23 protein-coding genes are annotated in these 21,526 nt (G+C 67.0%); 8 read left to right on the top strand and 15 right to left on the bottom strand.

The window, feature by feature from the left end; translation table 11 throughout:
• Positions 1–65: 65 nt before the first annotated feature.
• Positions 66–1,052 (bottom strand): NADPH:quinone oxidoreductase family protein, encoded by a 987-nt coding sequence (locus tag BM109_RS11935; protein ID WP_057590318.1) that lies wholly within the window; start codon positions 1,050–1,052, stop codon positions 66–68.
• A 130-nt stretch (positions 1,053–1,182) separates the two neighbouring features.
• Between BM109_RS11935 and surE the strand changes: the two genes are divergently transcribed.
• Genes surE through rlmD form a run of 5 tightly spaced genes read left to right on the top strand, consistent with a single transcriptional unit; the run spans position 1,183 to position 6,178 of the window.
• Positions 1,183–1,941, top strand: a complete 759-nt coding sequence (surE, locus tag BM109_RS11930; RefSeq protein WP_093343018.1) for a 5'/3'-nucleotidase SurE — start codon at positions 1,183–1,185, stop codon at positions 1,939–1,941.
• Position 1,942: 1 nt separating this feature from the next.
• Entirely contained in the window at positions 1,943–2,734 is a 792-nt protein-coding gene (locus BM109_RS11925; RefSeq protein WP_093343016.1) for a protein-L-isoaspartate(D-aspartate) O-methyltransferase, read from the top strand.
• Positions 2,735–2,745: 11 nt separating this feature from the next.
• Entirely contained in the window at positions 2,746–3,660 is a 915-nt protein-coding gene (locus BM109_RS11920; protein WP_093343014.1) for a peptidoglycan DD-metalloendopeptidase family protein, read from the top strand.
• 4 nt (positions 3,661–3,664) lie between these two features.
• The gene (locus BM109_RS11915; RefSeq protein ID WP_093343013.1) at positions 3,665–4,678 is read left to right on the top strand and encodes a sigma-70 family RNA polymerase sigma factor; all 1,014 of its coding nucleotides are present in this window, start codon (positions 3,665–3,667) and stop codon (positions 4,676–4,678) included.
• Between the two features lie 51 nt (positions 4,679–4,729).
• Positions 4,730–6,178 carry a 23S rRNA (uracil(1939)-C(5))-methyltransferase RlmD gene (gene rlmD / locus BM109_RS11910; RefSeq protein ID WP_093343011.1) on the top strand — a complete coding sequence of 483 codons (1,449 nt, stop codon included), beginning with the start codon at positions 4,730–4,732 and terminating at the stop codon, positions 6,176–6,178.
• Positions 6,179–6,270: 92 nt separating this feature from the next.
• Here the strand turns inward: rlmD and BM109_RS11905 are convergent, their stop codons facing one another.
• Positions 6,271–6,972 (bottom strand): Bax inhibitor-1/YccA family protein, encoded by a 702-nt coding sequence (locus BM109_RS11905; RefSeq protein WP_093343010.1) that lies wholly within the window; start codon positions 6,970–6,972, stop codon positions 6,271–6,273.
• 181 nt (positions 6,973–7,153) lie between these two features.
• On the opposite strand from BM109_RS11905, the gene BM109_RS11900 reads away from it, so the two are divergent.
• Complete coding sequence (locus BM109_RS11900; protein ID WP_093343471.1) at positions 7,154–7,561, top strand: GlcG/HbpS family heme-binding protein; 408 nt, start codon at positions 7,154–7,156, stop codon at positions 7,559–7,561.
• A 198-nt stretch (positions 7,562–7,759) separates the two neighbouring features.
• Here the strand turns inward: BM109_RS11900 and hemP are convergent, their stop codons facing one another.
• The 13 genes from hemP to bfr form a co-directional block, all read right to left on the bottom strand.
• Positions 7,760–7,972, bottom strand: a complete 213-nt coding sequence (gene hemP / locus BM109_RS11895) for a hemin uptake protein HemP (protein ID WP_093343008.1) — start codon at positions 7,970–7,972, stop codon at positions 7,760–7,762.
• A gap of 95 nt (positions 7,973–8,067) precedes the next feature.
• On the bottom strand, positions 8,068–8,481 hold the full coding sequence (locus BM109_RS11890; protein WP_093343007.1) for an ExbD/TolR family protein: 414 nt from the start codon (positions 8,479–8,481) through the stop codon (positions 8,068–8,070).
• A gap of 5 nt (positions 8,482–8,486) precedes the next feature.
• Positions 8,487–9,200 (bottom strand): MotA/TolQ/ExbB proton channel family protein, encoded by a 714-nt coding sequence (locus tag BM109_RS11885; RefSeq protein ID WP_057590302.1) that lies wholly within the window; start codon positions 9,198–9,200, stop codon positions 8,487–8,489.
• 11 nt (positions 9,201–9,211) lie between these two features.
• Positions 9,212–9,913, bottom strand: coding sequence for an energy transducer TonB (locus BM109_RS11880; protein ID WP_093343469.1), 702 nt, complete (start codon positions 9,911–9,913; stop codon positions 9,212–9,214).
• Positions 9,914–10,027: 114 nt separating this feature from the next.
• Entirely contained in the window at positions 10,028–10,300 is a 273-nt protein-coding gene (locus tag BM109_RS11875; protein WP_082322199.1) for a (2Fe-2S)-binding protein, read from the bottom strand.
• 130 nt (positions 10,301–10,430) lie between these two features.
• Entirely contained in the window at positions 10,431–11,111 is a 681-nt protein-coding gene (locus tag BM109_RS11870; RefSeq protein WP_093343005.1) for a Fe2+-dependent dioxygenase, read from the bottom strand.
• Between the two features lie 101 nt (positions 11,112–11,212).
• The gene (locus BM109_RS11865) at positions 11,213–13,531 is read right to left on the bottom strand and encodes a catecholate siderophore receptor Fiu (protein ID WP_093343004.1); all 2,319 of its coding nucleotides are present in this window, start codon (positions 13,529–13,531) and stop codon (positions 11,213–11,215) included.
• Positions 13,532–13,832: 301 nt separating this feature from the next.
• Positions 13,833–15,194, bottom strand: a complete 1,362-nt coding sequence (locus tag BM109_RS11860) for a sulfite reductase subunit alpha (protein ID WP_093343002.1) — start codon at positions 15,192–15,194, stop codon at positions 13,833–13,835.
• Positions 15,191–16,219: an FAD:protein FMN transferase gene (locus BM109_RS11855; RefSeq protein WP_093343001.1), complete on the bottom strand. Its 1,029-nt coding sequence runs from the start codon at positions 16,217–16,219 to the stop codon at positions 15,191–15,193. Before BM109_RS11855 ends, BM109_RS11860 begins: the two co-directional genes overlap by 4 nt.
• A 26-nt stretch (positions 16,220–16,245) precedes the next feature.
• On the bottom strand, positions 16,246–17,055 hold the full coding sequence (locus BM109_RS11850) for a DUF4198 domain-containing protein (RefSeq protein WP_093342999.1): 810 nt from the start codon (positions 17,053–17,055) through the stop codon (positions 16,246–16,248).
• Between the two features lie 47 nt (positions 17,056–17,102).
• Positions 17,103–17,603, bottom strand: coding sequence for a DUF2271 domain-containing protein (locus tag BM109_RS11845; protein WP_177239332.1), 501 nt, complete (start codon positions 17,601–17,603; stop codon positions 17,103–17,105).
• 70 nt (positions 17,604–17,673) lie between these two features.
• Complete coding sequence (locus BM109_RS11840) at positions 17,674–18,327, bottom strand: PepSY-associated TM helix domain-containing protein (protein WP_093342996.1); 654 nt, start codon at positions 18,325–18,327, stop codon at positions 17,674–17,676.
• 228 nt (positions 18,328–18,555) lie between these two features.
• The gene (gene bfr, locus BM109_RS11835; protein ID WP_056583098.1) at positions 18,556–19,032 is read right to left on the bottom strand and encodes a bacterioferritin; all 477 of its coding nucleotides are present in this window, start codon (positions 19,030–19,032) and stop codon (positions 18,556–18,558) included.
• Positions 19,033–19,305: 273 nt separating this feature from the next.
• Here bfr and ahpC point away from each other — a divergent pair, with 273 nt between their 5' ends.
• On the top strand, positions 19,306–19,869 hold the full coding sequence (ahpC, locus tag BM109_RS11830; protein ID WP_057595992.1) for an alkyl hydroperoxide reductase subunit C: 564 nt from the start codon (positions 19,306–19,308) through the stop codon (positions 19,867–19,869).
• Between the two features lie 91 nt (positions 19,870–19,960).
• Complete coding sequence (gene ahpF, locus BM109_RS11825; protein WP_093342995.1) at positions 19,961–21,517, top strand: alkyl hydroperoxide reductase subunit F; 1,557 nt, start codon at positions 19,961–19,963, stop codon at positions 21,515–21,517.
• Positions 21,518–21,526 lie beyond the last annotated feature (9 nt).

Genomic DNA, 21,526 nt, shown 5'->3' with positions numbered 1-21,526 from the left:
GCATGCGCGGGCTTTTTTTATTGCGGGCATGGACACCCATCTCGGGATGCCCAGGTCCGTGGCGATCAGTTCACCATCACGAGCTTTCCCTTGACGCCGCGCGAGCCCATGTGCGCGTAGGCGGCTTTCAATTCGGCCATCGGCATCGTGCTGTCGATCACCGGCTTGATCTTTCCCTGGCCATACCATTGCGCCAATTCGGCCATCATCTGCGCGTTGGCCTTCGGCTCGCGCTTGGCGAAATCGCCCCAGAACACGCCGACCAGCGACGCGCCTTTCAACAGCGTGAGGTTCAATGGCAGCGAGGGAATCGGGCCCGACGCAAAACCCACGACCAAATAGCGGCCGCGCCATCCGATCGAGCGAAATGCGGGTTCCGCGAAATCGCCACCGACCGGGTCGTATATGACGTCCGGGCCTTTGCCGTCGGTCGCGGCCTTGATGGCATCCCTGAAACCGTTGGGCAGCGCATGCGTGGTGTAGTTGATCGTCGCGTCGGCACCGATCGAGCGGCACAGCTCGCATTTCTCGTCGGTGGAAGCCGCCGCGATCACCTTGGCGCCGGCCGCCTTGGCGATCTGGATGGCGGCCGTGCCCACGCCGCCCGCCGCGCCGAGCACCAGCACGGTTTCGCCGGCCTTGAGCTGCGCGCGGTCCATCAGGGCGTGCCACGAGGTCGCGTAGATCATGATGAAGGCTGCGGCGTCGACATGGCCGAAACCTTCGGGCAGCGGCATGCACAGTGCTGCGGGCGCCAGCGTGTGGGTGGCGAAGCCGCCGGTGCCCGAGAGGCAGGCAACGTTCTGGCCGACCTTGAGGTGCGTGACGCCTTCGCCCACGGCCTGGACGATCCCCGCGTATTCCGAGCCCGGCACGAAGGGCAGCGGCGGCTTCATCTGGTACTTGTTCTGCACGATCAGCAGGTCGGGGAAATTCAGGCTCGCGGCCCGGATCTCGATCAGCACCTGGCCCGGGCCGGGTGTCGGCGTGGGCAGCTCTTTCCAGGTGAGCGCGTCGACGCCGACGGGGTTCTCGCAAAGCCATGCGTGCATGCTCGGTCTCCTTCGAAACGGGTAGTAATGTTGAGGCAATGAAGCGCGCGATGATAGGCGTCGCCCTCGCGTGTCCTTGTCCCTGCTGCGACGCACCCGACGCCTACAATCCGTTGCACCGCACCGCATCATGAAGATACTCATTTCCAACGACGATGGCTTCCAGGCGCCAGGCATCGTCGCACTGCACGACGCGCTCAAGGATCTGGCCGACGTCGAGGTGGTGGCGCCCGAGCACAACAACAGCGCCAAGTCGAACGCGTTGACGCTGGCCGCACCGCTCTACGTCCACACCGCGCACAACGGCTTCCGCTACGTGACCGGCACCCCGGCCGACTGCGTGCATATCGCGCTCAAGGGCCTGCTCGGCTACCGGCCCGACCTCGTGGTCTCGGGCATCAACAACGGCGCCAACATGGGCGACGACACCATCTATTCGGGCACCGTCGGCGCAGCCATGGAGGCCTACCTGTTCGGCATTCCCGCGATCGCGTTCTCGCAGATCGAGAAGGGCTGGGCCCATGTCGACGCGGCGGCCCAGGTGGCGCGCCGGCTGGTGCAGCGCATCGAGCGCGAGCGCATGCTCGAGGGTGGCGCCTTCCTGCTCAACGTCAACGTGCCGAACCGGCCGTTCGACGAGCTAAAGCCGGTGAAGGTGTGCCGTCTGGGCCGCCGCCACGCGGCCGAGAAGGTCATCACGCAGGAAAGCCCGCGTGGCGACACGATGTACTGGATCGCCGGCGCGGGCAGCGCCAAGGACAGCGGCGAGGGCACCGACTTCCATGCCACGGCCGAGGGCCACGTGGCGCTGACGCCGTTGCAGATCGACCTGACCGACCACGCCAACCTGGGCCAGTGGCGCGACGCGGTGGTCCGGCTCGCCGACTGACATGGCGACCCAACGGCCTGGATTTCCGGCTCGCCTCGCGCCCACCGTCTCGGCTTCGACGCCGGCTTCGTCCGCGCTGCGCGGACGGCAGCCCGCCGTGTCGCCCAAGCCGCCGGTCCCGTCGACGCCATCGATGGCCTCCGACGCGGTGCGTACGCGCATGGTGCAGAAGCTGGCCGCGCAGGGGATTTCGGATGCGCGCGTGCTGCGCGCCATGGGCGCTGTCGAGCGGCATCGCTTCGTCGACAGCGCGCTGGTCAACCAGGCCTATGAAGACACCAGCCTGCCGATCGGACTGGGCCAGACCATCTCCAAGCCCAGCGTCGTTGCGCGCATGATCGAACTTTTGCTCGCGGCCCCGGCTCTGAGTGGCAAGCCGCAGGACCGTCTGGGGCGCGTGCTCGAGATCGGCACCGGTTGCGGCTACCAGGCTGCGGTGTTGAACCACGTGGCCACGGAGGTCTACAGCATCGAACGGTTGCGCGGCCTGCACGAGCGGGCACGGACCAATCTGCGGCACTTCCGGCTGGCCACGGTTCACCTGATGTTCGGCGACGGCATAGTCGGCTACGCCAAGGGTGCGCCCTATGCGGGCATCATCGCCGCCGCCGGTGGCGAGGCGGTGCCCGAGGCCTGGATCGAACAGCTCGCGGTGGGGGGGCGAATCGTCGCGCCGACGCACTCGGCGAAGGGCGGCCAGGCCCTCGTCGTGATCGACAAGACGGCCCGCGGTCTCGAGCGCCTCATTCTTGAGGCGGTTCACTTTGTCCCCCTAAAATCGGGCGTTGCTTGAAGGAATAACAAATGCAGGGTTTTGGCAATCGGAGTTGGTACGCTGGCGTCACGTTGGCCGTCGTGCTCGTGATCGCGGGGTGTTCCACGCCGCGCGGCCCGGCACCGGTCGAAGACCGCGGCACGATGACTCGCGCCCCCGGCGCGGCCGCGCCCGTTCCGGGCGGTCCGACCATCACCACCGACGCCTCGGGCAAGCCGCTGGCCGGCATCGAGAACTTTGGCAAGCCGGGCTACTACGCCGTGCGTCCCGGCGACACCATCCGCCGCATCGCCAACGACACCGGCCAGACCTGGCAGAACCTCGTTCGCTGGAACAACCTCGACAACCCCGACCTGATCGAGGTGGGGCAGGTGCTGCGCGTGATTCCGCCCTCGGGCCCGGGTTCCACCGTGGCCGCCGCGCCGTCGGCGCCGAACGAGAACGGCGTCGTCACCAAGCCGGTGACGCCGCAGCCTGCAGTCGTGCCTGGCGCGGCCGCGAGCGGTGCCGCCGCTGCGGGCACCAAGCCGCCGGTCACGGCCTCGCCCTCGAGCCCGGCTGCATCGGGTGGCGATGAGGACATCGGCTGGATCTGGCCCGCCCATGGGTCGCTGATCGCGGGCTTCGACGATGCCAAGAACAAGGGCTTCGACATCAGCGGCAAGGCCGGCGACCCGGTGCTGGCCGCCGCCGACGGTCGCGTGGTCTATGCGGGTGCGGGCCTGCGCGGCTACGGCAACCTGATCATCCTGAAGCACAACAACACTTACCTCACGGCCTACGCGCACAACCAGACGCTGCTCGTGAAGGAAGACCAGTCGGTCCAGAAGGGCCAGAAGATCGCCGAGATGGGCAGCAGCGATGCCGATCGCGTGAAGCTGCACTTCGAGATCCGTCGCCAGGGCAAGCCGGTCGATCCGGCGCGCTACCTCCCGAACCGGTGATGCCATGGCCGGTTCCCGCCCCCGTCGCACGCTGCCCGTGCGCCGGTCGGCGGGCAGCACGGCCGAAGCGGTATCCGGCGGTGAGGCCTCACCGCCTGTCTCGTCACCCGATGGCCTGATCGCGCCCGAGCCGAACGCCGAAGCGCTCGCGCGCACCGGCGACGACACGGCCGACGCGCTCACCGTCTACCTGCGCCGCATCCGGCGCACCGAGCTTTTCACCCCCGAGCAGGAATACGCGGCTGCCTGCGCCGCGCGGGCCGGCGACTTCGCGGCGCGCCAGTCCATGATCGAGCACAACCTGCGGCTCGTGGTCAACATCGCCAAGGCCTACCTCAACCGCGGCGTGCCGTTCTCCGACCTCATCGAGGAGGGCAACCTTGGCCTGATGCATGCGATCACCAAGTTCGAGCCCGAGCGCGGCTTCCGCTTCTCGACCTATGCGACCTGGTGGATACGCCAGTCGGTCGAGCGCGCGCTGATGACCCAGTCCCGCACGATCCGCCTGCCGGTGCACATCGTGCGCGAACTGCAGCAAGTGCTGCGCGCGCGCCGCACGCTCGAGGGCGATCCCGAGTTCCTCGCGCGCCGGCCCGACGGGGTGCGCGTGGAAGACGTGGCGGCGCTGCTGGGCTCGGACGTGCAGTCGGTGGCCGACCTGCTGGCGCTGGCCGAGGCGCCGCGCTCGCTCGACGCGGGCGAGTCGCATGGCGAAGAGAGCTACGCGCTGTCCGATTCGGTCGCGGCGGACAGCGAGGAGAGCGATCCCACGGGCGCGACCCAGGCGCACGAGGTCGAACGCCTGCTCGACGGCTGGGTGGCCGCGCTCGATGCGCGCGAGCGCGAGGTGCTCGAAGGCCGCTACGGCCTGCACGACCGCGAGCCCGAGACGCTCGAGGTGCTGAGCGTGCGGCTGGGCCTGACGCGCGAGCGCGTGCGCCAGATCCAGAACGAGGCGCTCGCGAAGATGCGGCGCCAGCTCGCGCGTTCGGGCGTGGGGCGGGACGCCCTGTTCTAGCTCCGCCGGGTTCCGCGCGAGGGCCTCTTCCCACGCTGAGACAATCGGGGCATGACGGAATCCATCAAGAAAGATAAATCCCCCACGGACACCCCCACGAACGCCGGCGGCGAATGGCTGCACGTGGAATCGCTGGACCTCGATGCGCAGGGCGTGGCGCACAAGGCCGACGGCATGGTCGTGTTCATCGAAGGTGCGCTGCCCTTCGAAGAGGTGCAGCTCAACGTGCATCGCCGCAAGAACAACTGGGAGCAGGGCACGGTCACGCAGATCCGGCGCGAGTCCTCGCAGCGCGTGCGGCCCGGCTGCCCGCACTTCGGCCTGCACACGGGCGCCTGCGGCGGCTGCAAGATGCAGCACCTCGACGCCGCGGCGCAGGTGGCGGTGAAGCAGCGCGCGCTCGAGGACAACCTCTGGCACCTCGGCAAGGTCCGCCCCGAGAACCTGCTGCGTCCGCTCGAGGGCCCGGCCTGGCACTACCGCTACCGCGCGCGCCTGTCGGTGCGCCACGTGGTCAAGAAGGGCACGGTGCTGATCGGCTTTCACGAGCGCAAGAGCCGCTACCTGGCCGACATGCAGGTCTGTCCCGTGCTGCCCAAGCAGGTCAGCCAGATGCTGATGCCACTGCGCGCGCTGATCGCCTCGCTCGACGCGCGCGACACCTGCCCGCAGATCGAACTGGCCTGTGGCGATGCGCCGGGCACCCAGGCGCTCGGCACCATCGCGCTGGTGCTGCGGCATCTCGAGCCGCTGTCGGGCGCCGACATCGGTCGCCTCAAGGCTTTCGCCGCGAAGAACGAGCAGGTGCAATGGTGGCTGCAGCCCAAGGGGCCCGACACCGTGCGGCTGCTGGAGGAGGGCGGCACGCCGCTGGCCTACGGGCTGCCCGAGTTCGGCGTGACGATGCCGTTCCGGCCCACCGACTTCACGCAGGTCAATCCGCACATCAACCGCGCGCTCGTGGGCAAGGCGCTGCGCCTGCTCGACGTGCAGTCCGACGAGCGCGTGATCGACTGGTTCTGCGGCCTCGGCAACTTCACGCTACCGCTGGCGAGCCGCGCGCGCGAGGTGCTGGGCATCGAGGGCAGCGACACGCTGGTGGCGCGGGCCACCGAGAACTTCCGGAAGAACCAGCCCGCGACCCCCGCGCGGCGCGCGCTGTCGCCAGCGTCGTTCGTGGCGCGCAACCTGTTCGAGATGACGCCCGAGATGCTGGTCGCCGACGGGCAGGCCGACAAGTGGCTGGTCGACCCGCCGCGCGAGGGCGCCTTCGCGCTGGCCAAGGCGATGGCGGACCTGCACCAGCAGCCCGAGCTGCGCACGGGCGGCTGGACGCCGCCGAAGCGCATCGTCTATGTGAGCTGCAATCCGTCGACGCTGGCGCGCGATGCCGGCTTGCTGGTGCATCAGGCCGGCTATCGCTGCACGCACGCGGGCGTGGTGAACATGTTCCCGCACACGGCGCATGTGGAGTCGATCGCGGTGTTCGAACGCGAATGAGACGGGCCTGACGTCGCAATGAGAAAGGGCCCCGAAGGGCCCTTTCTTTTTTCACCGATCGATAGCCTGCGAGGCCATCGAAAGAGGAAGCGTCAGTCGCGTTCGCCGCCCGCGAGGCCCAGCAGCGCCAGCAGGCTCTGGAACACGTTGAACAGGTCGAGGTACAGGGCGAGGGTCGCGCTGATGTAGTTGGTTTCGCCGCCGTCGATGATCTGCTTCAGGTCATAGAGCATGTAGGCCGAGAAGATGCCGATGGCGGCGACCGAGATCGCGAACATGCCGGCGGTCGAGCCGACGAACACGTTGATGACCGCGCCGACCATCAGCACCATCGCGCCGACGAAGAGCCACTTGCCCATGCCCGACAGGTCGCGCTTGATCACGGTGGCCAGCGAGGCCATCACGAAGAACACGCCGGCGGTGCCGCCGAAGGCCGTCATGATCAGTTCGGGACCGTTCTTGAAGCCCAGCACCATCGAGATCAGGCGCGAGAGCATCAGGCCCATGAAGAAGGTGAAGGCCAGCAGCACCGGCACGCCGGCGGCCGAGTTCTTGGTCTTCTCGATCGCGAACATGAAGCCGAAGGCACCGCCGAGGAAGACGATGAGTCCGAGGCCGCCGGTCAGCGAACGGGTGATGCCGGTCTGCACGCCCAGCCAGGCGCCCAGCACGGTGGGAAGAAGGCTCAGCGCCAGCAGCCAGTAGGTGTTGCGCAGCACGCGTTGGCGGTCAGCCTGCGGCAGCACCTGACCGTAGCCGGTGGAAGTGTCGAGGGTTGTAACGCGGTCGTTCATGGCCGAAGCTCCTGTGGTTGCTGCCGTAGCAGTTGGGCGCATTCTAGAAGTCTGCAAGAGCGCGGCCCGCAAAGACCGTATGGGGGGTGTTCCTTAGACGGCGCGCCGTCCGACAGGGGGGAGGCCGCACGGCGGGCCGGTATGCTCTGGGGTTCGACGCAACAAGACTTTGATCACCATCATGCAAACCAAATCATTCCTTGAACTCGCCGATGTCAAGCTGATCGCCGCCGCCGCCGAAGCCGAGGCGCTCAAGAACAACTGGGCCGTGACGATCGCCATCGCAGACGACGCGGGCAACCTGCTGTGGCTGCAGCGCCTCGACGGCGCGGCCGCGCTGTCCTCGCACATCGCACCGGCCAAGGCCCACACGGCCGCCCTGGGCCGCCGCGAGAGCAAGGTCTACGAGGACATCATCAACGGCGGCCGCACCGCTTTCCTGACGGCACCGCTGGTGCACGGCCTGCTCGAAGGCGGCGTGCCGATCGTGAAGGACGGCCACGTGATCGGTGCCGTGGGCGTCAGCGGCGTGAAGTCGAACGAGGATGCGCAGGTCGCCAAGGCCGGCATCGCGGCTCTCGGTCTCTGAGCTGCCGCGCGGGCGCCTCGGCGCCTGCACGAACGAAAACGCCGACTCGAGAGTCGGCGTTTTTGATTGGACGTTCAGCGTGAAAAAAAGCTTGGCTAGTCGGCGAACCGTTGGCTAGCAAAAAACGACCCTTCGGAGAAATGAATCTCCTGGAGTCGCCCCACGATGAAACTTGCGCGAGGGGCGGCTGACCGGGACCTACTTGGTCAGGATCAGCTTGCCCAGTTTGGTGGCCTGCAGGCGGTACAGCGAGCCGTTGTGCATGATGCCGACGGTCTTGCTGCCCTTGAGCAGTTCGGTGCTCTCGACCATCGGAACCGGTCGTTGAGCCTGGATGGTGGCGTGACCGCCGCCCGATTGATCGAGCGAAGGGTGGCTCAGAACAGCAAAGGCGTTGGTGGTGGCTGGCATCTCGAATTCCTCTTATCGAAGCGATGATTGAATGATAATAATTCTCAACAAGAAGTCAATCGCTGCGATGAAAAATTTTGTGACCCGCGGGGCAGTTATTTCGCGTCGGGTTCGGTGATGAAACCGATCTTGCGCACGCCGGCTTCGCGCGCCTCCGACATCGCCTTGGCCACGCGTTCGTAGCGCACCGCCTTGTCGCCGCGGATGTGCAGCTCGGGCTGCGGCTCCTTGGCGGCCTCGGCGGCGAGGCGGGTTGGCAGCTCGCTGTCGGAGATCTTCTGGTCGTTCCAGTAGTAGTCGCCCTCGGCCGTCACGCTGAACAGGATGTTCTCGGGCTTCGGCTGCTCGGGTTCGCTGGTGGCGCGCGGCAGGTCGATGTTCACCGCGTGTTTCATCACCGGCACGGTGATGATGAAGATGATCAGGAGCACCAGCATGACGTCGACCAGCGGCGTCATGTTGATCTCGTTCATCACCTCATCGGGTTCGTCTTGGGTTCCGAAAGCCATGATGTTCAGCCCTTCTTGAGCGGAACCACGATCGATTCGGCGCCGCTCTGGACGCGGGCACCGGTCACGAAGTAGGCGTGCAGGTCGTGCGCGAAGGCGTTGAGCTTGGTCAGCACGAACTTGTTGCCGCGCACCAGGGCGTTGTAGCCAAGCACGGCGGGAATGGCGACCGCGAGGCCCAGGGCCGTCATGATCAGCGCTTCGCCGATCGGGCCCGCGACCTTGTCGATCGTGGCCTGGCCGGCCGAGCCGATGCTCATCAGCGCGTGGTAGATGCCCCAGACGGTACCGAACAGGCCGATGAAGGGCGCGGTCGAACCGACCGACGCCAGCACAGCCAGGCCGGTCTGCAGGCGCGCGGTGAAGGCGTCGATGCCGTTGCGCAGCGAACGCGTGATCCAGTCGCTGACGTCGAGCGCGTCATGCAGGTGCGCCTTGGTGTTGCGGTGATGCGCGGCGGCTTCGCGGCCCTCGAGCGCCAGGGCGCGGAAGGGGTTGCTGTCGTCCTTGCCGAGCTTGTTGAGCGCGGTGGCGAAATCCTCGCTGTGCCAGAAGTCCTGCGACTGCTTGGCGAGACGCTTGTAGCGGATGACGTCGAGCGCCTTGACGATGATCACGATCCACGACGCGAGCGACATGGCGATCAACAGCACCGCGACGGCCTTGGTGACGAAGTCGCCTTGGTGCCAGACATTCATCAAGCCAAATTGGGAATCCATAGGGGTCTCAGTTACTTAGGTTGGTTGAAAACGATGGGCGCGGGCAGCATGAAGAGGGTCTCGTCGCTCGCGTTCGGATAGTTGCTCACGGTCACGGACGACTTCAGCACCGCATCGCGGGCCGCGCGGTCGAGGCGGTCGTAGCCGCTGGACTTGAGGATTTCGGCACGGCGCACGAGGCCGCTGCGGTTGAAGTACACGGCAATGGTCACCGTGCCGGCCTCTCCGAGCCGCGAACTCAACTGCGGATAGACCGGGGCCGGAGGACGCAGCCACTGTGCCTGCGCGGCCGTCACTTCGACCACCTTGGGCGGTGCGGGCGGTGCCGGCGGAGGAGCCGGCGGCGCGGGAGGCGCGGGCGGCGGCGAGGGCGGTGTCGGGGCCGGCGGCGGTGGTTCCGGATCGCCCACGGGGGCTTGCGGCGCCGGCGTGGGCTTGGGCTCGCGGATGGCTTGCGGCCGGGGCGGCGGCGGCGCCTTCACGCGCGGCTGGGGCGGCGGCGGTGGGGGAGGCGGCGGCGGAGGCGTGGGCTTCGGCGGCTCGACGAACTGGCTCATGATCTCGACCGGGATCACCACTTCGGCGGCCCGGCGGAGCAGGCCGCTCTGCAGCGCCCAGAGCGCGGCGGCGTGGAAGACGATCACGCCGCCGGCGATGGCAGCGTTGCGCGAGAGGCCGAAAACGGAGGGAGGGGGGGCAAAGCGGTCAGACACGATCAACCATTCGAGTGCGAGCACGTGGGTACGTGCCCCGATTGCAGCAAAACCGCTACGACGACGTCTACTTCTATTTACGAAGGATCCACCAGACGGAGCCCGCCACCAGGATCAGGCTGCCGCCGAGTGCAGAGACGAGTTCCATGCTTTGCTTTCCTTGATGGAGTTGGCAAGCTGGATCGACTTCGGTTCCGATTCGCAGTGCAGGGCCGCGACCGGGTGCGAAGCGCTGCACTGCGCGACGATATCGCGCGCACATCCTTCACATTGGCCACACTGGGTGGCCACGCCGAGTTCGAATTGCACTTCGTCGAAGGTCATCCCCGCGCGCACATGGCGTGCGATTTCGCGGTCGGAGACTCGGCGGCAAATGCAAACGATCATGGCTGTGAAAGCGGCAGTTTGGCTGGCTGTTGGATGTAGCGATTATAAATAAGAATCCCTCGCATTTGCAATAACTATCGTATTCGTCAGCGCCCGGCGCGACAGCTATTCGCTATGAGGGGTGGTCCGGCTATATCTCCGACCAGAGCCGAAGCAGGTTGTGATAGTGGCCGGTCAGGGCCACGGTTTCCTGGGATTCGCCCAGCCGGGCGCGCAGTTTCTGGATGTTCTGGTCGAGTTCGAACAGCATTGCGCGCTGCTGGTCGTTGCGCACCATGCTCTGGGCCCAGAAGAAGGCGCACACGCGCGCGCCCCGGGTCACCGGGTGCACCCGGTGCAGGCTGCTCGACGGATACAGGATCAGATCGCCGGCCGGCAGCTTGACCTCGTGCGAGCCGTAGGTGTCGACCACCTCGAGCTCGCCGCCGTCGTAATCGTCGGGGTCGCAGAGAAACAGGGTGCACGACAGGTCAGTGCGCAGCGGCTGCTCGCTGCCGGGCACGGCGCGCACCGCGCCATCGACGTGCAGGCCGTAGTGCTCGCCGCCCTCGTAGCGGTTGAACAGCGGCGGCACGAAGCGCGCGGGCAGGGCGGCCGAAAAGAACAGCGGATTGCGCGCCAGCGCGGCCAGCACGGTCTTGGCGAGCTCGCGTCCGACCGGCGAATGCTCGGACAGCTGCCGGTTGCGCTTGACCTGCGCGCCCTGGTCGCCGACGGTCTCGCGCCCGTCGACCCACTGGGTGGCATCGAGCGTGGCGCGCATCCTGCGCACCTGGTCCGGGCTCAGCACTTCGGGCACATGCAGCATCATCTTCGGGAACTCCGGAAGGAAAAAAGCCCCGGCGCGGGCCGGGGCTCGAGTGTCGCACCGCGGCGCCCCGGCCCTGGCCGGTGGCGCGCCGTGGCGAACGATCAGAACGCGAAGTTCGCGGTGACCTTGAACGAGCGCGGCGTGCCCGGCGTGTAGCGGTAGCCCGACTTGTTGATGGCCGCCACGTAGTCCTTGTCGAACAGGTTGTAGACGTTCAGCTGCAGATCGACGTTCTTGTTGATCCGGTAGGACGCCATGGCGTCGACCACCCAGTACGACTCGACGTAGGCCGGCGTGCCGACCGCGCCGTCGGTGCCGCGGTACAGCTTGCCGTTGTAGCGCGCGCCGCCGCCGATCGTCAGGCCGAACGGAAGCTGGTAGGTGGTCCACAGCGTGAAGGCGCGCTTCGGGGTGTAGGCCAGCGAGGTCGAGCCGTCGGCCAGCACCGAGGGGCCGCTGAGCACGCGGGTGTTCATCGTCGTGAAGCCGGTGGTCACGCCCCAGTTGTCGGTGATCGCACCCGACACGCCGAGTTCGATGCCCTGCACGCGCTTCTTGCCGGTCTGGTAGTACTGCTGCGAGATCGCGTCCTGCACCACTTCGTTGCTGACGTCGGTGCGGTAGAGCGCGGCCGTCAGCGCCACGTGCTTGTTGAGCACGTCCCACTTGGTGCCGAGTTCGTAGGTCTTGGCCTTCTGCGGCAGGAAGTCGGTGCGCGCGGCGCTGTTGCCGGTGCCGCCTGCTGCGAGCTGGAAGTTGGCGCCGCCGGGGGGCTGTGCCGCCGTGCCGTAGGCCGCATAGAGGCTGCCGTTCTCGGTCGGCTTGTAGACCAGGCCGATCTTGCCCGACCACAGGCTGTCCGACAGCTTGAGGTTGGTCGGGGTCAGTGCGCCGGTGGTGGCGTTCAGTGCCGTCGAGTCGAACTTGGTCGAGTAGTGGTCGTAGCGCAGGCCGCCGGTCAGCATCCACTGCTCGTTGAACTTGACCGTGTCGAACACATAGGCGCCGACGGTGGTGGTTTCGCCCGAGGTGGTGGTGCCGTTCTGGATGCGGTTGTAGCCGCCGAACACGTAGGGGTTCGGTGCGTAGACGTTGGCCGCCGGCCAGGCGCCGCTGTTGGTGAAGCCGGGCACGTTGAAGACCTTGACGTTCTGGCCGTAGTAGCCGTTCGAGTCCTGCTTCTCGCGGATCAGCTCGACGCCGGCATTGAGCGTGTGGCCCACGCTGCCGGTGTTGAACTTCGCGCTCACGTTCGTCTGGTTCGTGAAGATCGTGTTTTCCTGGTCCTTATTGGTGGGCGAGCTGCGCGCCACGGTCCAGCCGAGGGGGAGGAACTGATTTGGCGTCAGCAGGTTGGCCGTGCTGCCCATGAAGGAGGTCAGCAGGTAGTCCTGCTGCGTCTTGGCATAGCGCGTCGTGTTGCGGATCGTGATGTCCGGCGTCAGGTCGTGCTCGACGCGCGCGGTGAACATGTCGGTCGTGACGTTGTCGAAGTCCGCGCTGGTGCCGTAGAAGTTCTTCGAGCGCACCGGCGCGGCGTAGCTCAGGTAGCCGCGCTTCGGATCGGGCGTCGAGTAGCCCGGCAGGCCGATGGTGGGCACGCCGCCGTCGGGGATGTTGTTCTGCTTGACGTGCACCAGATCGAAGTAGAAGCGCGTCGGGCTGTTCAGGCCCAGGGCCAGCGAGGGCGCGATCGCCCAACGCTTGTTCTTCACGAAATCGCGGCCGGCCACGCCGGCGTCCTCGGCCACGGCGTTCAGGCGGAAGGCCGCACCGATGCCGTTCTCGCCGCTCAGCGATTTGTTCCAGTCGATGCTGCCGCGCTTGAAGTCGGCGCTGCCGAAGCCCAGCGAGCCCGTGAAGCTGTCGTCGAGCTTGGGCTTCTTGGTCACGAGGTTGATGTAGCCGGTGGGCGAGGTGCGGCCCACGTCGGTGCCCGAGGGGCCCTTCACGACTTCGACCTGGTCGATGTTGAAGGTGTCGCGCGAGATCGAGCCGACGTCGCGGATGCCGTCGACGAAGATCGCGCTCGAGCTGTCGAAGCCGCGCATGAACACCGCGTCGCCCGTGTTGGTGTTGCCGTTCTCCCCGAGGAAGAAGGTGCCCACGCCGGGGGTGTTGCGCAGCGCTTCGGTCAGCGTGGTGGCGCCCTGGTCGCGCAGCACCTGTTCCTTGATCACCTGCACGGTCTGCGGCGTGTTCACCAGCGGTGCCGTGAACTTGGGATTGGCCGAGGTATCGGCCTTGAAGTCGGCGGCGACCGAGCCTTCGACGCGGATCTCGGGCAGCACGCGCGAGGGCTGCTGCTGGGCGATGGCGGGGGCGGAGAGGGCGATCAGCGTGGCGGCTGCGGCGCCCGAGACCTGGGGAACGGCGCGCGCGACAGCGTGCTTCCGGCTCTTGATATAGGAGTTGGCCATGAAGGTTCTCGAAGAAGGAAAAAACGGCCCTGAGAACTCGACTGGCGATGCCCTGCGCGCGTGCCGAGGAGGCACCGGGGGCTGGCTGGGTGAGTGGACCTGCGGGAGGGCAAAGGTAAAAACCGTGTCAAATGATAATGTTTATCAATACGGGGCTTAGTACTTTTGCCGGCAGGCGCTTTGTAAAGTAGATACTTTGTTGCACTGAAGCAACTCTAATTCTGGGGGAATTGTTGACAGCGCGGAGTCGCTGGTAGGCCTGCTGTCAGGCCTCCACGGAGGCTGGTGGGCCTCGCGTGGCTCAGTACACGTCGCGCCTGTAGCGCCCCGAGCCGACCAGCTCGGCCCACAGCGTTTCGCCGGCCACCTGCCGCAGCGCGGCATCCACGCCCGCGGCCATCCCTTGCAGGCTGCCGCACACGTACACCGCCGCGCCGCGCGCGAGCCATTCGCGCAGCGCATCGGCGCGCTGCAGCAGCCGGTGCTGCACGTAGAGCCGTTCGGCCTGGTCGCGCGAGAACACCATGTCGAGCGCCGCCAGCGCGCCTTCGCGCTGCCAGGCCTCGATCTCGTCGCGGCAGAGGAAGTCGTGCGCCGCGTGGCGTTCGCCGAACACCAGCCAGTTCTCGTGCCGGCCCGCCGCGACGCGCGCGCGCAGATGGGCGCGCAGGCCGGCGAGGCCAGTGCCGTTGCCGATCAGGATCAGCGGGCGCGAAGCATTGCCCTCGAGACGGAAGCCGCGGTGCGCGCGCAGGCGCAGCGTCACCGTGTCGCCGATGGCCAGCGTCGAGGTCAGATGGCCCGAGGCCATGCCCAGCGTGCCGTCGGGGTGCTGCTCCTGCCGCACCAGCAGCTGCAGTTCGCCGTCGGCGGACAGCGAGGCGATCGAGTAGTCGCGCGGTCGCGTGGGATCGCTCGCGACCGCCATCTGCACCAGGTCGCCCGAGTCCCAGGCCGGCATCGTGCCGGCCTGCGGTACCAGGCCGAGCAGGAAGACCGGTGCGCCCGCGCTGCCGGGATTGAGCAAGCTGCGATGCACGAGACGCCACGGAGCGAAGGCGCTGCTGTCTTCCTCGTCGTGCGCGACCTCGGCATCTCCCCACTGGGCATGCCATGTGGCCAGCGCTTCGGGGTCGCCGTTGTCGACCTCGACGCGCGCGAAGGACGGTGTTGCGCCCCGGCCGCTCAGCCAGTCGTCGAGCTGGCGCCCGAACCCGCAGAAGTTCGCGTACTGGCGGTCGCCCAGGGCCAGCACCGCATAGCGCAGCGCGGACAGATCGGGCTGCTCGGCCATCGCCTTTTCGGCGAACAGGCTGGCGCCGTCGGGCGCATCGCCTTCGCCATAGGTGCTGGCCACGAACAGCGCCTGCCGCGCGTCGCGCAGGGTGGCGGCGTCGAGCGCATTGAGTTCCATCACGCGCACCGGCGTGCCGGCCGCACGCAGGCGGCGCGCGGTCTGCCAGGCGATGGCCTCGGCCTGGCCGGTCTGGCTGGCGAACAGCACCAGCGTCGAAGGCGTTGTGCCGTCGCCCGCCAGTGCCTGCGCGGCGCGCGCGGTGGCCGCGACGGCGCGGCGTTCGCGCGTGTAGATCGCCAGGCACATCGCGCCGTAGGCGGCCACGGTGGAGCCCGCGGCCAGCGCGCGCAGCAGCGTGTCGTTCATGCGGAGGCGGTCCGTTCGGCCCAGGCCGGGGTCGCGCGCAGGCTCGGCGGTCCGTCGCCGTCCGCCGCATGCGCGACGAACAGCGCCGCGATGCCACGCGCCTCGGCGAAGGCGAAGCCTTCCTCGGGCCCGAGCACCGTCAGCACCGTGGCGAGCGCGTCGGCGTGCATGCACTGCGCATGCAGCACCGTGACGCTCGCGAGCCCGGCGGGCACGGGTTCGCCGCTGCGCGGATCGATGGTGTGCGACCAGCGGCGGCCTGCGTGCTCGCGCTGGTGCCAGCGGTCGCCCGAGGTGGCGATCGCGAGGCCGTCGAGCGCCACGTGCACCGGCGCGGGCAGTTCGCCGTCGACCTGCACGCGCCATGGCTGTCCGCCGGGACGGCGGCCCACGCCGCGCAGTTCGCCGCCGATCTCGAACAGGAAATCCTCGAGGCCGAGCGCGCGCAAGGCCTCGACGCCGTGATCGACTGCGAAGCCCTTGGCGACGCCCGACAGATCGAGCGCGAAGCCGCCGGGTTGGATCAGCGTGGCCGTTGCGTCATCGGCCATGTCGAAGGCGAGCTTTCGCCAGCCCGTGCGCTCGCGTGCCGCTTCAAGGGCGTCCGTGTCGATGGGGCCATCGTTTGCATCGGGGCCGAAACCCCAACTGGCGACCAGCGCGCCAACCGTCGGATCGATCGCGCCGCCGCTGTCCTCGGCCCATTGCAGCGCGCAGGCCATCACGCGCGCGAACTCGGCCGACAGCGTGTGCCGCGTGCCCGCCGGCGCGCGGTTGAAGCGCGAGATCTCGGCGTCGGCCTCCCAGTGGCTCATCTGTGCGATCACGCGCGCCAATGCCGACTCGACCGCCTCCCGCACCGCGGCGAGCGGCCGCATGGCCGGGTTGTCGAAGCGCAGCGACCAGGTCGTGCCCATGGTCCGGCCGGCCAGCTGGTGCAGGCGGGCCGGATCGGCGAGGCGCGGCACCGCCGCGTTGGCGTAGCCGCCGTGCCAGGAACTGCGGGAGGCGAACGAAATGCCCAAGGCGGTGCGCGAAACGTCGCTCGGGGTCAGGGCATCACTTCGAGCGTGGCCGCGTAGCTCAGGCGGCGCTCCTTGGCGTTCGGCACGGTGGTCTTGTTGTCGCGCGTGGACACGTCGAGCCAGTACATGCCGGCGCTCGGCCAGGTCACGCTGAACTGGCCTTTGTCGTCGGTCTTGACCTTGAACTCCTCGAGCTTGTCGCGGTACTGCGTGTTGCCCGCGGTCACCGTCACTTCGAGGTCCTTGGCGGGCTGGCCGTCGAGCTGCAGCGTGAAGCTGGCCTTCTCGCCCTTCACGAGGTCGGTCGGGCTGCCGCTGGCGATCAGCTCCAGGCCCTGGCCGATCGGCTTCAGCGCCGAGGGCTTGCCGACGGTGACGAAGGTCTCGATGCGGCCCGCCGACTGGGTGATGGTCACGTCCTGCGCGTCGGCCGGAATCTCCTTGGCGATGGTCTCGGGCGTGCCGCGTGCGCGCTTGTTCTGGCCGGTGGCCTTGTCCTTCCAGCTCGCGAAGGCGCCGCCGTTGATCACGGCGATGCGGTAGGTGCCGGGCTGCGCGACCGGCACGTCGAACACGTTGCGCTGCTTGAGCTTGGCTTCGCTCTCGGGCTTGATGGCGCTGCCGTCGGGCGCGGTGATCTGCAGGCCCTCGAGGCGCAGCGGCGCATGGTTGGCGACGAACAGGTCGTTCGACACCGCGGCATCGACGCTGACCGTGTCGGCCTTCGAGAACACGGTGCCCGAGGGCAGCAGCCAGGCGTTGTGCGCGTGGGACAGCGGGGCGATGGCGACGAAGGCGGCGGCAATGGCGGCGGCGCGCAGGCGGAGGGTGTTCATGGCGATTCCTTGAAGGTGGGCGGCGAAGGTGCGGGGCGGTGCGGCGGTCAGGGCTTGAGCTCGAGCTTGATCTCGCCCAGTTCTTCCTTGCCCGAAGCGCTCGGCTGCGAGGCGCTGGTCGGCGGCCACTGGAACGGGATGCTCACGACCTCGCGGCCGCCGACTTCGCGCGCGGCTTCCACCACCAGCTTGTAGCTGCCCGGCGCCAGTTGCGGCATCGGCGCGCTGCCGTCGCTGAAGTTCAGCTGGTGCTTGCCCGCGGGCTTGGTCGCGCCGGTCACGCCGTCGATCGGCACCGACAGGTCGCGGCCGCCGCGGCGCCACCACTGACGCATGTCCTTGAGCCACTTGGTGCCTTCGCCCTCGGGGTTGTTGGTCTTGGTGCGCACGTCGTACCAGACCGCCAGCGTGCCCGCCACGGTGTTGTCGGCGCGCTCGATCCAGGTCGCGATGTAGGGACGGTGGTACTCCGACACGTTGAGGCGCGGCACCTCGATGTTGACGCCGAGGCTGGCCGAGAAGGCCGGGGCGGCGAAGAGCGCCGACATGGCGAGCGGTGCGAGCGAGTAGCGGATGTGCACGAGAGGAACCTCTTTCACGAAACGGACGAAACCAAAGTCAGTGGATGAAAAGCAGCGCGAGCAGCACCGGCACCACCAGCCCCATGCCCACCATCGGCCAGGTGAAGGGGCGGTTGCCCGCATGCATCTTGAGGATGAACAGGCCGGTGATCGAGAAGACCAGCGCGGCACCCGCGAAGATGTCGATGAACCAGCTCCAGGCGGTGCCGGTGTTGCGGCCCTTGTGCAGGTCGTTGAAGTAGGAGAGCCAGCCGCGGTCGGTGCGCTCGTATTCGGCCTCGCCGTCGGCCAGGCTGAGGCGCAGCCAGGCGTCGCCGCCGGGGCGGGGCAGTGACAGGTAGATCTCGTCGTCCGACCATTCGGCCTCGCGGCCGGCGGTGTCGATGTCCCAGCGCTGGCGCACCCAGGCCTGGAGTTCGGCGGGCAGCGCGGCCTTGCCCTTGAGCGCGGTGTTCGACTTGACCTCGGCCATGGTCGCTTCGAGGCGGGTGCGCAGCGCCTCGTCGATGGTCGCGTGCAGCCGCGTGACCTGCGGCTTGCCCTCGATCTGGCCCGCGTGGTTGAGCGTGAAGCCGGTGACGCTGAACAGCACCATGCCGATCAGGCAGATGGCGGAGCTGACCCAGTGCCATTCGTGCAGGGTCTTGAGCCAGTAGGCACGGCGGCGGTTGTCGGTCGGGGCGGCATTCATTGGCGGCCGGCATTTTAGGCTCGCAAATGAGAATTGATTTCGTTTGGCAATCGGGCCCGACCCTTGCCGAGGCGGTCGATCCGGCGGGATCGAAGGTAAATCCTTTGTCTTATGCTATCGATTGAATAGCATGTGAAGTTTGGTAAAGCGAAAACGCCGGGCCAAAAAAAGCGGGACCGAAGTCCCGCAGTTGTTCGTGGCGTGCCGTGTGGCGCGCGAGGGCGAGGCTTACTCGAGTTCGCCCATCTGCGATTGCAGGTAGTTCTGCAGGCCGACGCGGTCGATCAGGTCGATCTGGGTTTCGAGGAAGTCGATGTGCTCCTCGGTGTCGTCGAGGATTTCCTGCAGCAAGTCGCGCGAGACGTAGTCGCGCACCGATTCGCAATGCGCGATGCCGTCCTTGATCGTGGCCTGCGCGCCGGTCTCGGCCCCGAGGTCGCAGCGCAGCAGTTCGGGCACGTCTTCGCCGATGTTCAGCTTGCCGAGGTCCTGCAGGTTCGGCAGGCCGTCGAGCATGAAGATGCGGTCCATCAGCTTGTCGGCATGCTTCATCTCGCCGATCGATTCTTCGTATTCCTTCTTGGCCAGCTTGTCGAGGCCCCAATGCTTGAGCATGCGGTAGTGAAGGAAGTACTGGTTGATCGCAGTCAGCTCGTTCTTGAGCTGCGCCTGCAGATGCTCGATGACCTTGGGATCGCCCTTCATGGTGTTTTTCCTTGTTATGAAAGCAGTAAAGGCCGCGATTGTCGGAGCGCGAAGGAGGGTGGCGCAAGCAAAGCCATGCATTCGCGCTCTGCATGCGTTTGATGCTGATACACGTTCGTATCCGGAGGGCGAGCCATGCCGCCAGGTATGCGGCCCGCCCATCGCAAGACATAGGGGGCTGCAATGCATTTAATAGCTATGAACTATTGAAAGATGCCATTTGGTAGCTATACTCATGGTTCGCTTCTTTCATCACCACCAAGGAAACCAGCAATGTCCCTGATCAACACCCAAGTCCTGCCCTTCAAGACCCAGGCCTACCTCAACGGCAAGTTCATCGATGTGTCCGACGAGACGCTCAAGGGCAAGTGGTCCGTGCTGATCTTCATGCCGGCGGCTTTCACCTTCAACTGCCCGACCGAAGTCGAAGACGCGGCCGACAACTACCCCGAATTCCAGAAGCTGGGTGCCGAGGTCTACATCGTGACCACCGACACGCACTTCTCGCACAAGGTCTGGCACGACACGTCGCCGGCCGTCGGCAAGGCCAAGTTCCCGCTGGTGGGCGACCCGACCCACACGCTGACCAACAATTTCGGCGTGCACATCCCCGAAGAAGGCCTGGCACTGCGCGGCACCTTCGTGATCAACCCCGAAGGCATCATCAAGACCGCCGAAGTGCACTCCAACGAGATCGCCCGCGACGTCAAGGAAACCCTGCGCAAGCTCAAGGCAGCCGTCTACACCGCCGCCCACCCGAACGAAGTCTGCCCGGCCAAGTGGAATGAAGGCGACAAGACCATCGCCCCGTCGTTCGACCTCGTCGGCAAGATCTAAGGCGCTCCGCGCGAAAGCCCGGGCGCTCACGAGGCCCCCGGGCTTTCTTGTCCCCAGTTGATAGTTTCCAGTTATCGAAAGAGAGTTCCTCATGCTCGACGCCAGCACCAAAGCCCAATTGAAGAGTTACCTCGACCGCGCCACGCAGCCGATCGAGATCGTCGCCTCGCTCGACGACAGCAAGGCCTCGGACGAAGTGCTGTCGCTGCTGAAGGACGTGGCGGAAGCCTCGCCGCTGGTCCGCCTGAGCGAAAGCCGCGACGACAACCACCGCAAGCCCTCGTTCTCGGTCAACCGCCCGAGCGAAAACCACGGCCCGCGTTTCGCCGGCCTGCCGATGGGCCATGAATTCACCTCGCTGATCCTCGCGCTGCTGCAGATCGGCGGCTACCCGCCGAAGGTGGAGCAGGCCGTGCTCGACCAGATCAAGGCGCTCGACGGCGATTTCGAGTTCGAGATCTACGTCTCGCTGACCTGCCACAACTGCCCCGACGTGGTCCAGGCGCTGAACCTGATGGCGGTGCAGAACCCGCGCATCCGCACCACGATGATCGAGGGCGGCACCTTCCAGGAAGAAGTGAAGGAACGCCAGGTGATGGCCGTGCCCACCGTGTTCCTCAACGGCACCGAGTTCGGCCAGGGCCGCATGAGCCTGGAAGAGATCCTCGCGAAGATCGACAACAGTGGCGTCGAGCGCGAAGCCAAGAAGATCGCCGCCAAGGACCCGTTCGACGTGCTGATCGTCGGTGGCGGCCCCGCGGGCGCCGCGGCGGCCGTGTATGCCGCGCGAAAGGGCATCCGCACCGGCGTGGCCTCCGAGCGTTTCGGCGGCCAAGTGCTCGACACCATGGGCATCGAGAACTTCATCTCGATCAAGGAGACCGAGGGACCGAAGTTCGCCCATGCGCTCGAGGAGCACGTGCGCGACTACGAGGTCGACATCATGAACCTGCAGCGCGCCAAGGCGCTGATTCCGGGCGAGGGCCTGATCGAGGTGCAGCTCGAGAGCGGCGCGTCGCTCAAGAGCAAGTCCGTGATCATCTCGACCGGCGCGCGCTGGCGCAACATCAACGTGCCCGGCGAGCACGAGTTCAAGAACAAGGGCGTGGCCTACTGCCCGCACTGCGACGGCCCGCTGTTCAAGGGCAAGCGCGTGGCCGTGATCGGCGGCGGCAACTCGGGCGTCGAGGCGGCGATCGACCTGGCCGGTATCGTGGGCCATGTCACGCTGATCGAGTTCGACACGCAACTGCGCGCCGACGCCGTGCTGCAGCGCAAGCTGCACAGCCTGAAGAACGTCGACGTGTTCACCAACGCGCAGACCACCGAGATCACCGGCGACCAGAAGGTCAACGGCCTGGTCTACAAGGACCGCGCGACCGGCGAAGCCAAGCGCGTCGACCTCGAGGGCGTGTTCATCCAGATCGGCCTGGTGCCCAACACCGACTGGCTCAAGGGCACGATCGAACTGTCGAAGCACGGCGAGATCGTGGTGGATGCGAAGGGCCAGACCTCGGTGCCCGGCGTGTTCGCCGCGGGTGACGCGACCACGGTGCCGTTCAAGCAGATCATCATCGCGGCCGGCGACGGAGCGAAGGCGGCACTCGGTGCATTCGATCACCTGATCCGTACTTCAGCCCCAGCTTGAGTGGGTACA

The sequence above is a fragment of the Variovorax sp. PDC80 genome, from assembly GCF_900115375.1.
In the GTDB taxonomy this organism is placed as follows: Bacteria; Pseudomonadota; Gammaproteobacteria; order Burkholderiales; family Burkholderiaceae_C; genus Variovorax.
The sequence above is the reverse complement of the archived record's forward strand: the minus strand, read 5'-3'. Positions and strand labels throughout refer to the sequence as shown.